The sequence below is a fragment of the Cupriavidus sp. OV096 genome, assembly GCF_900115455.1.
Classification (GTDB): Bacteria; Pseudomonadota; Gammaproteobacteria; order Burkholderiales; family Burkholderiaceae; genus Cupriavidus.
In genome coordinates this window covers 95,536-108,653 of record NZ_FOWM01000013.1, presented here as the reverse complement: position 1 = coordinate 108,653, position 13,118 = coordinate 95,536, and the positions used below count along the sequence as shown (strand labels likewise).

General features: G+C 66.5%; 9 protein-coding genes. 2 read left to right on the top strand and 7 right to left on the bottom strand.

From position 1 onward, the window contains the following. Positions 1-143: 143 nt before the first annotated feature. From fahA to BM115_RS23025, 3 genes are all read right to left on the bottom strand, one after another. Positions 144-1,424, bottom strand: coding sequence for a fumarylacetoacetase (gene fahA / locus BM115_RS23035; protein WP_092299783.1), 1,281 nt, complete (start codon positions 1,422-1,424; stop codon positions 144-146). A gap of 19 nt (positions 1,425-1,443) precedes the next feature. After that, the gene (gene hmgA, locus BM115_RS23030) at positions 1,444-2,778 is read right to left on the bottom strand and encodes a homogentisate 1,2-dioxygenase (protein ID WP_092299780.1); all 1,335 of its coding nucleotides are present in this window, start codon (positions 2,776-2,778) and stop codon (positions 1,444-1,446) included. 382 nt (positions 2,779-3,160) lie between these two features. Further along, positions 3,161-3,544, bottom strand: coding sequence for a helix-turn-helix domain-containing protein (locus BM115_RS23025; protein WP_092299777.1), 384 nt, complete (start codon positions 3,542-3,544; stop codon positions 3,161-3,163). 283 nt (positions 3,545-3,827) lie between these two features. Between BM115_RS23025 and BM115_RS23020 the strand changes: the two genes are divergently transcribed. Both BM115_RS23020 and BM115_RS23015 read left to right on the top strand, forming a co-directional pair. Continuing rightward, a complete protein-coding gene (locus tag BM115_RS23020) occupies positions 3,828-4,445 on the top strand; it encodes a TetR/AcrR family transcriptional regulator (RefSeq protein WP_092299774.1) in 618 nt (205 codons plus the stop codon). Positions 4,446-4,733: 288 nt separating this feature from the next. After that, entirely contained in the window at positions 4,734-5,636 is a 903-nt protein-coding gene (locus BM115_RS23015; RefSeq protein ID WP_255370947.1) for an alpha/beta fold hydrolase, read from the top strand. Positions 5,637-5,729: 93 nt separating this feature from the next. Here BM115_RS23015 and BM115_RS23010 read toward each other — a convergent pair whose 3' ends face one another. The 4 genes from BM115_RS23010 to oxlT all read right to left on the bottom strand — a co-directional run bounded on the left by BM115_RS23010 (position 5,730) and on the right by oxlT (position 12,907). Next, complete coding sequence (locus tag BM115_RS23010; RefSeq protein WP_092299768.1) at positions 5,730-6,746, bottom strand: zinc-binding alcohol dehydrogenase family protein; 1,017 nt, start codon at positions 6,744-6,746, stop codon at positions 5,730-5,732. Between the two features lie 108 nt (positions 6,747-6,854). Continuing rightward, a complete protein-coding gene (gene fdhF, locus BM115_RS23005; protein WP_092299765.1) occupies positions 6,855-9,719 on the bottom strand; it encodes a formate dehydrogenase subunit alpha in 2,865 nt (954 codons plus the stop codon). Next, entirely contained in the window at positions 9,716-11,455 is a 1,740-nt protein-coding gene (locus BM115_RS23000) for an NADH-ubiquinone oxidoreductase-F iron-sulfur binding region domain-containing protein (protein WP_092299762.1), read from the bottom strand. The genes fdhF and BM115_RS23000 overlap by 4 nt, the downstream gene beginning before the upstream one ends. A gap of 132 nt (positions 11,456-11,587) precedes the next feature. Next, positions 11,588-12,907 carry an oxalate/formate MFS antiporter gene (gene oxlT, locus BM115_RS22995; protein ID WP_092299759.1) on the bottom strand — a complete coding sequence of 440 codons (1,320 nt, stop codon included), beginning with the start codon at positions 12,905-12,907 and terminating at the stop codon, positions 11,588-11,590. Positions 12,908-13,118 lie beyond the last annotated feature (211 nt).

Here is a 13,118-nt window from a genome sequence, read left to right as displayed (position 1 = left end):
TTTTTTGTCAGGGGCGAATTCTCGCATAAAGCGGCACCCGTAGGAATGGCGCAACAGTAACGGTCCTTCGCAAATGTAACGAGGGCGGGCGCGGCTTTTCAGCCGCCCCGCCCTGTGCTGGGACGCCCCGGAGGACGTGTCGATCAGGCCGCCGGCAGGATCTTCCCCGTGACCTCGCCAAAGCCGACCCGGTAGCCATCGCCCTGGCACCAACCGGTCATGGTCACCGTGTCGCCATCCTCGAGGAAACCACGCTGCACGCCGCCGCTCAGCGCCACCGGTTCGGCGCCATTGCGCGTGGTCTCCAGCAGGCTGCCGCACGAATCGGGCGTGGTGCCGCTGATCGTGCCCGAGCCCATCAGGTCGCCGACGCGCACATTGCAGCCAGACACCGTGTGGTGCGCCAGTTGCTGCGCCATGGTCCAGTACATCGCCTTGAAATTGGTGCGGCAGACCGTGCTGGGCGCCGCGCCAGCCGGTTGCAGCGCGATTTCGAGCGCGATGTCGTAGGCGTTGCGGCCCTGCTGCTGCAGATACGACAGCGGTTCGGGCGACTGTGCCGGATTGTCACGGCGGAAGGGCTCGAGCGCCTCCATCGTCACCACCCACGGCGAGATCGACGTCCCGAACGACTTGCTGTTGAACGGCCCGAGCGGCACGTATTCCCACTGCTGGATATCGCGCGCGCTCCAGTCGTTGAGGATGACCATGCCGAACATGTGCGCGGGGGCATCCCCCGTGCTGACCGGCTCGCCCAGCGCCGACGGCTTGCCGACGATGAACCCCATCTCCAGCTCATAGTCGAGCTTGCGGCACGGGCCGAAGGTCGGGCGCGCCTCGTTCGGCAGCTTGGTCTGGCCGTTCGGGCGACGCAGCGCGGTGCCACTAACCACCACCGAGCTGGCGCGGCCGTTGTAGCCGATTGGGATTTCGAGCCAGTTCGGCAGCAGCGCGTTTTCCGGGTCGCGGAACATGCGGCCGACGTTGGTCGCGTGCTCGCGCGACGAATAGAAATCGGTGTAGCCAGGGATCTCGACCGGCAGGTGCAGCGTCACGCCGGCCATCGGCAACAAAGCCTTGGCGCGCAGCGCCGCGTGATCGCGCAGCGCGGCGTCTTCGCCGGAGAGCAGCGCCGTCAGCCGGGCGCGGGTGGCCTGCCACAGGGGCTGGCCCAGCGCGATAAAGCGGTTGAGGCTGGCCGAGGCAAACGCGCCCTTGGCCGCCGCCGGCAGCAGGCCGGCATCGTCGAGCGCGACGAGGTCCAGCACCTGGTCGCCAATCGCCACGCCCACGCGCGGGGCCTGGCCGTTTGCCGAAAACAGGCCGTATGGCAGGTTCTGGATCGGGAAATGGGTCTGGCCGTCGTTGGCCGATTCGACCCAGCTGGTGGCACGCGTTTGGGTGCCGGTTTGGGGGGCAGTCATCTTGGGAATCTTCCGGAAATCAGCGCACGTTCGGGTTGAAATGCTTCTTCAGGCCTTGCCAGCAGGTGTAGTAGTCATGCTGGAGCAGCGCCGACTGGGCCGCGTACGGCGTCGGGCGGATCACGCCCGGCGTCTCGAACATGAACGCCATGGTGTCGGTGATGTGGTGCGGCTGGCTCGTGTCAGCCCCCGAGGCGCGCTCAAAGGTTTCCGCATCGGGGCCATGGCCGCTCATGCAGTTGTGCAGGCTGGCGCCACCCGGTGCAAAGCCCTCGGCCTTGGCATCGTAAACGCCCGAAATCAGGCCCATGAACTCGCTCGCCACGTTGCGGTGGAACCAGGGCGGACGGAACGTGTTCTGCGCGGGCAGCCAGCGCGGGCCGAAGATCACGAAGTCGATGGTGTCCACGCCCGGCGTGTCCGACGGGGACTGCAGCACGAGGAAAATCGACGGATCCGGATGGTCGTAGCTGATCGATCCGATCGTGTTGAAACGGCGCAGATCGTACTTGTACGGCGCGTAATTGCCATGCCACGCGACCACATCGAGCGGCGAATGGTCGATCTCGGCCTGCCAGAGATTGCCCTGGAACTTGGCGACGAGTTCGAACTTGCCCTCGCGGTCTTCGTAGCTCGCCACCGGCGTCAGGAAGTCACGCGGATTGGCCAGCCCGTTCGAGCCGATCACGCCGAGGTCCGGCAGCTTGAACAGCGCGCCGTAGTTCTCGCAGATATAGCCGCGCGCGGTGCCGTCCGGCAGGTCCACGCGGAAGCGCACGCCGCGCGGAATCACGACGATCTCCTGCGGCTCCACCGCCAGCCGGCCCATTTCCGTCGACAACAGCAGGCGGCCCTGTTGCGGGACGATCAGCATCTCGCCATCGGCGTTGTAGAAGAAGCGGTCCTGCATCGACTGGTTGGCCAGGTACAGGTGGATGCCGCAGCCGGTCATCGCTTCGGGGCTGCCATTGCCGGCCATCGTCACGATGCCGTCGATAAAGTCGGTCGGCGCGGTCGGCATCGCCGGCGGGCTCCAGCGCAGCTGGTTCGGCGACGGCGGCACCTCGTCGAAACGGCTCAGCCAGCGGCCCGGCTCCAGGCGGCTGAACGGCTGATGCATGGCGGCCGGGCGGATGCGGTACAGCCACGCGCGCCGGTTGTGAGCGCGCGGCGCGGTGAAGGCGGTGCCCGAGATCTGCTCGGCGTACAGGCCATATGGCACGCGCTGGGGCGAGTTCTGGCCCACTGGCAGCGCGCCGGGCAGTGCCTCGGTGGCGAATTCGTTGGCGAAGCCGGACAGATAGCCGGCCACCGAGACGTCCGCCATGGCTTCGTTCAGTTGAGTCTGGGTCATGAAGTCTCCTCTCGTGCCCCGGATCGTATTCGTCGTCCGACAAATTACGAATTGTGAAATCAATTTCTCATATCGTAATGACGACGGATGGACGTGTCAAACCGGGAACGACCCTAAGTCGGTCCTAGGACGACAATAGGCGACCCGGCGGCCGGTTACAGCACTGCCGATGGAAAAGGCGAAGCGGAAATCAGAAGACGCGCAGCGAGATGTGCACGAAAAAGCACGCGGCGCAATGGCAGCGGCTGGGGATCGCGGGCGCGATCGGCATGAAGGACCGGGCATTGCCAGCGCGGCGGATTAGCCGCGCCGGAAATGCCCGGTGGTCTTGCTATCCGCAGACCATGTGGGCGGGTGCCCCCAGGCCCGTGGACTGGCGGTGTTACATGGGCTTGTGGCCCTCCCCGGTGCTGGGTCCGGAACCGAACCCGCCCTGCCCCTGCGGCGCTGCCGCGGGAGCCGAGCCGGCCGGCTGGCCGGCCATCGAGGCTGCTGTAACGCCGCCATTGCGGCTGGCGATGAATGCGTTGACGTCGGCTGCCAGATGCTGCGGGGCCAGCACCACTTCCAGCCCCAGCGCCTCACAGGCCGCCAGGAACGTGGACATGCGTGGATCGGCTTGCCCCGATTCGGCCCGAAGATAGGCTTCCCGGGAAATTCCCGCCTTACGGGCGACGTCCTCCTGCTTGAGCTTGCGCGCACGACGCAACGCCCGCAGTTGCCGGAACGGTTCGCTAGCGCCTCTTGGCACGGCTGTACTGTTCATGTCGGTCTCCAGTCACCAGTGAAAAAAAAGTGCGCGGACGTGCATTCGAGTATAGAGCACGTAAAGCGTTCCGTAAGGTCATGTTTGGAACACTTTTACAGATTTCTTATGATGGCTTGATCTCGCCCACCGGAACCTCCTCCAAAAGGCGGATACAGCACAACTTCCTCTCCCCGCCTCCTCATAACGACAACGCGCGCTTTGCGTTGACGTCACTTCAGTATCAACGATGTGTGGAATAAGGCAAGTTGACAAACCGACCGGTCGTGCTATTCTCAACCTCATGCAAAAAGGCCAGCTCACCCGTACCGCGATCATCGAACAGGCACTCGCTTCCGCCGCGCGCGTGGGGTTCGAGCAGCTTTCGCTCGCCACGCTGGCCGCGGACACGAATATGTCGAAGAGCGGGCTCTACGCGCACTTCCGCTCGAAAGAGGCGCTGCAGGAGGCCGTGCTCGAGCGCGCGGCGGAGCGTTTCAACGATGTCGTCGTACGTCCGGCGATGCGCCAGCCGCGCGGCGCACGCCGCCTGCAGGCGCTGTTCGACGGCTATATGGACTGGCTAGGTGCCACGGTGACGGAGGGGCGCTGCCTGTTCATGGCGCTCTCCCAGGAGTACCGCGACAAGCCTGGCGTTATTCGTGACAGGGTCGTGCAGGCCTTCAAGGACTGGCACAGCACCATCTGCCGCGTGATTACCGACGCGATGGACGAAGGCGATCTCCGGACCGATGTGGACCCGCGCCAGTTTGCGTTCGAGATGGCCGGAATTGGTATGTCGTTCCAGACATCGTTCAAGTTGATGGCGCGCAGCGATGCCGAGGCGATGGCCCGGCGCGCGTTCGCCCGGCTGCTCGACGACGCCCGAACCACGCGGGAAACCGCCCCGGCCGACGCCTGAAACGGCTCGCCGGCGGCTTCACACCACGGCGTTCCCGGGCACGAACGCAGTGTGTCAGACGGCATTTTCATCGTCATTTATTGCCCGAAAAATAGCACGACTGGTCGGTCGTGAATCATAAAAAAACAGGCGGGAAGCCAGCGAAGCTGGCCGATTTCGCCGGCAAGCCATCGGTTGGAGGTGTTAGCCGTGCCGCAAGTGCTGTTTTCCTCATCCACGCCACGCGCCGCTGGGTCACATCATGTGACGCATGCGGAACCCGTTTCCACCGTCCGCAGGGGGCCGCCCGTGTGGCTCAGACTGCGGTGGCAGGCTGCGAGCCTCCTCCATCCGGGGGGCACCGCCCGCGCGCTGGAGCGCCTATGGTTCACGCCACCCCGCGCCAAGTCGAGCCCGGATGCACTGCGCCTGATCGATGCCGCGCGCAGCGAATGGGCACTGGTCACCGGCCAGGGCATCAGCCGGCGTGTGCGCGTCTACCGCTGGGGCACCGAAGGGCCGGTGGTCCTGCTGGCCCATGGCTGGGGCGGTCATGCCGGCCAGTGGCACGCACTGGTCCATGCGCTGCTGGGCGCCGGGATGCGCGTGGTGGCGTTTGATGCGCTATCTCACGGGGCCTCCGACGCCGGCGCACGCGGGCCGAACCAGACCTCCTTGCTGGAGATGGCACGCTCGCTGCTGGCCGCGGCCTGGCAGGTCGGGCCGGTCCATGCAGTGGTCGGCCATTCGCTGGGCGGTGCCGCCGCCGCGCAGGCGATACGCGAAGGCTTGCCGGTGCGCGGCGCGGTGATGATCGGCTCGCCCGCTGATATGGGCGAATCCTGCGCCGCCCTCGCCTGGCAGCTCGGCATTGCGCCGGGCATCCTTGCGCGCATGCGGCAGCAGAGCGAGCAGTGGCTCGGCACGTCCTGGGCGACGTTCAACGTGCCCGATGTGGGGCGCACGCGGCCGGTGCCGCCGGCGCTGGTAATCCATGACCGCGACGACAAGGAAGTGCGCTGGGAAGACGGCGCCGCCATCGCAGGCGCGTGGCCGGCGGCGCAGCTGGTGACCACGACCGGACTCGGCCATCGGCGCATCCTGCAGGACAAGGCCGTGGCGACCGAAGTGGTCAGTTTCGTGGCGGGACTGGTTGGGGAGAACCCAGTGCGAAGCCTCGCGCGCGCGGTCGCCGCTCGTCCTCTCAGCTAACCCCCTTCTATATAGACAATAAGGGCCGGGTGCTGCGTCAGCAGCCCCGGCCCTCGTTTATGGCGCGCCCGCGACTTGGCGGTTAATTGCAGATTAGAACCCGGACAGCACCAGCTTGCCGATAGTCTGGCCACCTTCGAGCTGCGCGTGGGCGCGGCGCAGGTTGGCCGCGTTGATCGTGCCCAGGTTCTCGCCCACCGTGGTTTGCAGGCGTCCCGCATCGATCAGCCGTGCCACCTCGTTGAGCAGGCGGTGCTGCGCGATCATGTCCGGCGTGCCGAACATCGCACGGGTGAACATGAACTCCCAGACGAAGGTCGCGCTCTTGCTCTTCAGCGCGCCCACCGGCAGTTCGCTCGCGTTCTCGACGATCGAGCAGATCTTGCCCTGCGGCGCGATGGCTTCGGCCATCGCCGGGAAATGGCGATCGGTGTCGTTGAAGCAGAGGATGTAATCCACCGCGTCAAACCCAAGCTTGCGCAGTTGCGCGGGGATGTCGGCACGATGGTCGATGATATGGTCGGCGCCCAGGCGGCGGCACCAGGCTTCCGATTCCGGCCGCGAGGCCGTGGCGATGACCGTCAGCCCGCCCAGCACCTTGGCCAGCTGGATGCCGATGGAGCCCACGCCCCCTGCCCCGCCGATAATCAACACCGAACGGCCGGCATCGTCGCCCTTTGGCGACACGCCCAGGCGATCGAACAGCGCCTCCCAGGCGGTGATGGCCGTCAGGGGCAGCGCGGCGGCGTTGGGGAAGTCCAGCGATGCCGGCTTATGGCCGACGATGCGCTCATCGACGAGGTGAAATTCGCTGTTGGCGCCGGGCCGCGTGATGCTGCCCGCATAGAAGACCGGGTCGCCGACCTTGAACAGCGTCACGTCAGGGCCCACGGCGGCCACGGTGCCGGCGGCATCCCAGCCGAGCACGCGCGGGGCATCTTCGACCTTGTCCTTGGGCGCGCGGACCTTGGTGTCCACCGGGTTCACGGCGATCGCCTCCACCTTGACCAGCAGGTCGTGGCCCGAAGCGGCGGGCTTGTCGATTGCCACATCCACCAGCGCTTGGGGGTCGCTGATCGGCAGGTAACGGGTCAGTCCAATGGCTTTCATTGCAGGCATCCTTTCCAACGTATCGAGGGGATGCCTGCATCCTAACCGTTTCGGATTGCCCTGATTAGCCAGATGAATCCGCAATCACTTTCACGAATTTTCGGAAAATCATCCGGGCAAGGCCAATGCACCGGCCAGCGAATCCAGGATTTGCCCACCGCCGAAGCTCAGCTGCTCGGGCACGGCGCCGCCCAGCGTCATCCGGATCGCGCAGTACTTGAACTCCGGAATCTTGCCGAACGGGTCGAGCACCGGGTTGGTCAGCTTGTTGATGGCCGCCTCGTAATAGCAGAACGGCACGAACACGGCGCCGCGCGGGGTGCCATCGTCGGCGCGCGCGTAGAGCATCACCTGGCCGCGCCGGGACGCCAGCGTGACCACGTCGCCGGGCTTGCCGCCGAGCGCCGCCAGATCGAGCGGATGGACCAGCGCCACCGGATCCGGCTCGATGGCGTCGAGCACGCCGGCGCGGCGCGTCATGCTGCCCGTATGCCAGTGTTCGAGCTGTCGGCCCGTGATCAGGACCGTCGGATATTCCTGATCCGGACGCTCCGCCGCCGGGATGATGTCTGCCGGCACGAATCGCCCGCGTCCGCTTACGGTCGGGAACGTGTCGGTAAAGATCACCGGCTCGCCTGGATCTCCCTCCGTCTTGCAGGGATAGGTCACCGCATGCTCGCGCTGGAGTCGCGCCCACGTCATGCCGCCGATGCTCGGCATCGCGTGTCGCATTTCGTCGAAAACCAAGGCCACGGGCGCCGCATCGCGGGTGGCATGCCCGTAGTCCCAAGGCAGCCCGAGCCGCGCAGCCAGTTCGCACAGAATCCACAGGTCCTGACGCGCCTGCCCGGGCGGGTCGATGGCCTGCCGGCCAAGCTGCACGGTGCGATCCGTATTGGTAAACGTGCCGGTCTTCTCGGGGAAGGCCGAGGCGGGCAGCACCACATCGGCCAGGCAGGCGGTCTCGGTCAGGAAGATGTCCTGCACCACCAGATGGTCGAGCGCGGCCAGCGCCTCGCGCGCGTGCTGGGCGTCCGGGTCGGACATCGCCGGGTTCTCGCCCATGATGTGCATGCCGCGCACGGTACCCGCTTCGATAGCCTGCATGACCTCCACCACGGTCAGGCCCGGCTGCTTGTCCAGCGGCATGCCCCACAGCGCCTCGAAGGCGGCATTGGCGGCGGGGTCATCCACGCGCCGGTAGTCCGGGAACATCATCGGGATCAGCCCCGCGTCGGACGCGCCCTGCACGTTGTTCTGCCCGCGCAGCGGATGCAAACCCGTGCCCGGCCGGCCGATCTGGCCCGTCATCAGCGCCAGCGCGATCAGGCAGCGCGCGTTATCGGTGCCATGCACGTGTTGGGACACACCCATGCCCCACAGGATCATCGATCCCTTCGAGGTGGCATAGAGCCGGGCCACCTCGCGGATGGTTTCCGCGTCGATGCCACAGACCGGGGCCATGACTTCGGGGCTGTACGGGGCCACATTGGCCGCCAGCGCCTCGTAGCCGGCCGTGCGCGAGGCAATGAATTCGGGATCGACAAGTCCTTCCTCCACAATCACATGCATCATCGCGTTCAGCAGCGCCACGTCCGTATCGGCCTGGAACTGGAGGAAACGGTGCGCAAAGCGCGCCAGATCCGATCGGCGAGGATCGGCGACGATCAGCTTCGTACCGTTGCGCACCGCATTCTTGATCCAGGTGGCCGCCACCGGATGGTTGACCGTGGGATTGGCGCCGATCAGCAGCACCACCTCGGCCTTGCCGACATCCATCACCGGATTGGACACCGCGCCCGAGCCGATCCCTTCGAGCAGCGCCGCCACCGATGAGGCATGGCACAACCGCGTGCAGTGATCGACGTTATTGCTGCCAAACCCGGTCCGCACGAGCTTCTGGAACAGATAGGCTTCCTCGTTGCTGCCCTTGGCCGAGCCAAACCCCGCCAGTGCGCGGCCACCCAGCGTGTCCCGGATGCGCGCAAGCCCGCCGGCGGCCAGCGCCAGCGCCTCTTCCCAGGTGGCTTCCCGGAATACCTCCATGACGCGATCGGGATCCAGCACGATGTCGCCGGATTTCGCCACGCCTTCGCGCCGCACCAGCGGCACCGTCAGCCGGTGCGGATGCTGGGCGTAGTCGAAGCCGTAGCGCCCCTTCACGCAGAGCCGATTGTGGTTCGCCGGGCCATCACGCCCTTCCACGAACAAAATGCGGTTGTCCTTGACGTGGTACGTGAGCTGGCAGCCCACGCCGCAATACGGGCAGACCGAATCCACCTCGCGGTCGGGCACCGCCAGCGCCACGTTGCGTGCCGGCATCAGCGCGCCGGTCGGGCAGGCCTGCACGCACTCGCCACAGGCCACGCAGGTGCTGACGCCCATCGGATCGGCCATATCGAAGACGATGCGCGCATGATCGCCGCGAAATGCCAGCCCGATCACGTCATTGGCCTGTTCGTCGCGGCAGGCACGCACGCAGCGCGTGCACTGGATGCAGGCGTCGAGGTTGACGGCGATGGCTGGGTGCGACAGGTCGGCCGGCACCGCCTCGCGCGGGGCGAAGCGTGGCTTGCCGACTTCGAGCCGGGCCGACCACTGATCGAGTTCACTATGGCGCGTGTACGCGGTCTCCGGCATGTCGGACTGGAGCAGTTCCAGCACCATGCGCTGCGCGCGGCGGGCACGCTCGGAGTCCGTGTGCACCGTCATGCCATTGGCCGGCGCGCGGCAGCACGACGGCGCCAGCACGCGTTCCCCATCGATCTCCACCATACAGGCGCGACAGTTGCCGGCCGTATCGAGCCCATCCTTGTAGCAAAGATGCGGAATCTCGATGCCTTCCCGACGCGCCACCTGCAGCAGCGACTCCCCGGGGCGGGCGGTCACGTCCCGGCCATCGAGCCGGAAGGTGACCTCGGTATCGGACGACGCCTGAACGAGCGCGACTTCAGCGCGGGTCAGTGCATTCATGGCTGGCCCTCCGGAGCGACGGATGTGAGTTCATGCGGGAAGTAGCGGATCACACAATCGACGGGATTCGGCGCGGCCTGCCCCAGCCCGCAGATCGACGCGTCACGCATCACGGCGGACAGGTCGGCCAGCGCGGCCAGGTCCCACGCCGCTGCCGGCTGCCGGATCAGGTCGAGCGCCTTGGCCGTGCCCACACGGCACGGCGTGCACTGCCCGCAGGACTCGTCGCGGAAGAAGTGCATCAGATTGCGCGCGGCATCGACGGCCCGGTCGTGGTCGGACAGCACCACGATAGCCGCCGAGCCGATAAAGCAGCCATGTGGCTGCAAGGTGTCGAAATCGAGCGGAATATCGCCCATCGCCGCCGGCAGGATGCCGCCGGACGCCCCGCCCGGCAGGTAGCCGTAGAAGGCGTGGCCGTCCAGCATGCCGCCGCAGTATTCGTCGATCAGCTCGCGCACGGTGATGCCAGCCGGCGCCAGATGCACGCCGGGATGCCGCACCCGGCCGGACACGGAGAACGAGCGCAGCCCCTTGCGACCATGCCGGCCCTGCCCCGCGAACCACTCCGGGCCGCGCTCCACGATCTCGCGCACCCAGTACAGGGTCTCGAAGTTGTGCTCGAGCGTGGGCCGGTCGAACAGCCCGACCTGCGCCACATAGGGCGGACGCAGCCGGGGCATGCCACGCTTGCCCTCGATCGATTCGATCATGGCCGACTCTTCGCCGCAGATATACGCGCCGGCGCCCCGCCGCAGGTGGATCTCGGGCAGGCCGGGCACGGGCGGCGCGGCGCGCAGTTGCGCCAGCGCCTCGGTCAGCACGGCACGGCAGCCCGCGTACTCATCGCGCAGGTAGATATAGATGGCGGCCACGCCGGTCACGCGTGCGGCCACCAGCATCCCCTCCAGGAAGCGGTGGGGATCGCGCTCCAGGTAGACGCGGTCCTTGAACGTGCCCGGCTCGCCTTCGTCGATATTGACGGCCATCAGGCGCGGCGCCGGCTCAGCCCGGACGATGCGCCATTTGCGGCCGGTGGGAAAGCCCGCCCCGCCCAGCCCGCGCAGGCCCGAGTTCTCCATCACGGCGATCAGCGCATCCGCATTGGTATCGCCCTGCTCCAGCGCCTGCAACAGGCGATAGCCGCCCTGGGCGCGATAGTTGTCATAGCCGAGGTAGGGTTGGGGGTCATCGCGCACCGTGCCGGCCGTCACGCAGGCCTGGACGGCAGCAGGCGTGGCGGCATCCACGGGATGCTGGCCTACCAGCACGGCCGGCGCCCGTTCGCAGCGGCCGATGCAGGGCGCGGCCAGCACGCGGACATCGGTGCCGAGCAACGCCGGCAGGCGTTCCAGCAGCGCGGACGCGCCGGCCATCTCGCAGGCGATGCCCTCGCAGACGCGCACGGTCAGCGCCGCCGGGGCGGTGATATGGCCATCGGCGTCCTCTCGGACAATATCGAAATGGTGATAGAAGCTGGCCACCTCGAAGACTTCGGTCTGGGCCATGCGCATTTCCTGCGCCAGCGCGGCCAGATGGGGGGTGGCCAGTTGGCCGTAGTGGTCCTGGATGGCGTGCAGATGCTCGATCAGCAGATCGCGGCGGCGTGGGGCATCGCCCAGCAGCTGGCGCACCTCGGACAGTGCCGCCGGATCCACCTGCCGGCCTTTGGGCTGGCGGCGCTTCCGCTCGCGTCCCCCGCCCTCCACCACAATCGGAATCACAACCTGGTTCATGGGGAATCCTGTCGGTTGCTGTGTTGCGCGCCGGCTATGCTGCCGGCTGGTCTGATGATACGCCCGGCATCGCCAGACGCACGGGGCCCGCGATGGCGGGCCCCTTCTGTCTAACCCGGCGCTCGGCTCAGGTCAGGTCAGGTCGTCCGGCACGGCCCGATAGCCCATCGGCGGCGCCGAACTATCATTGACGTACTTCCGGGCATGGGCCTCGCGCATCGGCTTGAGCACGAAGATCGCCAGCACCGCCGAGAGCGCCGCCATGCCGGAGGCCAGCATGAACACCGCGTGCCAGTCACCGGTGGCGGCGGTAATCACACTCGAGAACGGTACCAGCAGCGCGGCCGTGCCCTTGGCCGTGTACAGCAGGCCGGCGTTGGTCGCTGCAAACTTGGGGCCGAAGGTGTCGCCACAGGTGGCCGGGAACAGGCTGTAGATCTCGCCCCAGGCGAAGAACACCACGCCGGTCAGAATCACGAACGCCACCGGGTTGTGCCCGTACTTGGACAGCAGCAGGATGCCGACCGCCTCCACCGCGAAGGCCAGGAACATGGTGTTCTCGCGGCCGATGTTATCGGAGATCCAGCCGAAGAACGGCCGGGTCAGCCCGTTCAGCACGCGGTCGATGGTCAGCGCGAAGGTCAGCGCCGGCAGCGTCAGGCCGAGGATGGACACCGGGGAGTCATGGAGCCCGAAGTCCTTGGCGATGGGGCCCAGCTGCGCCGTGGCCATCAGCCCGCCGGCGGCCATCATCACGAACATCGCGTACATCACCCAGAAGATCGGCGAGGACAGCACCTGGCGCGGCGACGCATTATAAGTAGCAGCCGCCTTCAGGGTGCTCTTCACGTCGGAGAGGATCTTGGCCGACGGCGGATAGAGCGCCAGGCCCAGGATCACCACCACGATGCCTTGCCCCAGCCCGAAGGTCAGGAAGGTGCTCTCGTAGCCGCTGGTCTTGATCATGTTGGCGATGGGCACCACGGTCAGCGCGGAGCCCGCGCCGAAACCGGCCGCCGTAATCCCCGCCGCGAGCCCGCGCCGGTTGGGGAACCACTTGAGCGCATTGCCCACGCAGGTGCCATACACCGCGCCGGCCCCGACGCCGCCAATGGCCGCAGCGAAGTACAGCAGCGGCAGCGACGACGCCACCGAGTTCAGCGCCCATGCAATCGCACAGAGCAGGCCGCCGCCCACCACCACCGGGCGCGGGCCGTACTTGTCGACCAGATAGCCCTCGATCGGCACCAGCCACGTTTCCGTGACCACGAAAATCGTAAACGCCACCTGGATGGCCGTGCGGCCCCAGTGGTATTTGTCATCGATCGGATTGACGAACAGGGTCCAGCCGTATTGCATGTTGGCGATCATCGCCATGCAGATAACGCCGAATACGAGCTGCGTCCATGGGGACGCAAATCGTGACGTGGACGCGCTTTGCTGTAGTTCCATGGTGTCTCCTTCTGGCGGTCATCGCCGCCGTTGTGGATGGGCATCTGATTCGATGCCTCTGTGTACCGCTATCGTTTTCTAGATGTTTTCGTAGAGTGGCTCGCCGCTCTAGTGCTATACAGTATGTGGTATATCACCCAAGTCAAGCCGTTTTCAGTGACCAGTTTTTCTGCCCGATACGACTCAGACCACCGCCGCCCGGAGCGAGGCT

Bases quoted from the DNA above. Each gene is read 5' to 3' on its own strand.
- fahA (WP_092299783.1), bottom strand. From the start codon at position 1,424: ATGACTGCCCCCCAAACCGGCACCCAAACGCGTGCCACCAGCTGGGTC.
- hmgA (WP_092299780.1), bottom strand. From the start codon at position 2,778: ATGACCCAGACTCAACTGAACGAAGCCATGGCGGACGTCTCGGTGGCC.
- BM115_RS23025 (WP_092299777.1), bottom strand. From the start codon at position 3,544: ATGAACAGTACAGCCGTGCCAAGAGGCGCTAGCGAACCGTTCCGGCAA.
- BM115_RS23020 (WP_092299774.1), top strand. From the start codon at position 3,828: ATGCAAAAAGGCCAGCTCACCCGTACCGCGATCATCGAACAGGCACTC.
- BM115_RS23010 (WP_092299768.1), bottom strand. From the start codon at position 6,746: ATGAAAGCCATTGGACTGACCCGTTACCTGCCGATCAGCGACCCCCAA.
- fdhF (WP_092299765.1), bottom strand. From the start codon at position 9,719: ATGAATGCACTGACCCGCGCTGAAGTCGCGCTCGTTCAGGCGTCGTCC.
- BM115_RS23000 (WP_092299762.1), bottom strand. From the start codon at position 11,455: ATGAACCAGGTTGTGATTCCGATTGTGGTGGAGGGCGGGGGACGCGAG.
- oxlT (WP_092299759.1), bottom strand. From the start codon at position 12,907: ATGGAACTACAGCAAAGCGCGTCCACGTCACGATTTGCGTCCCCATGG.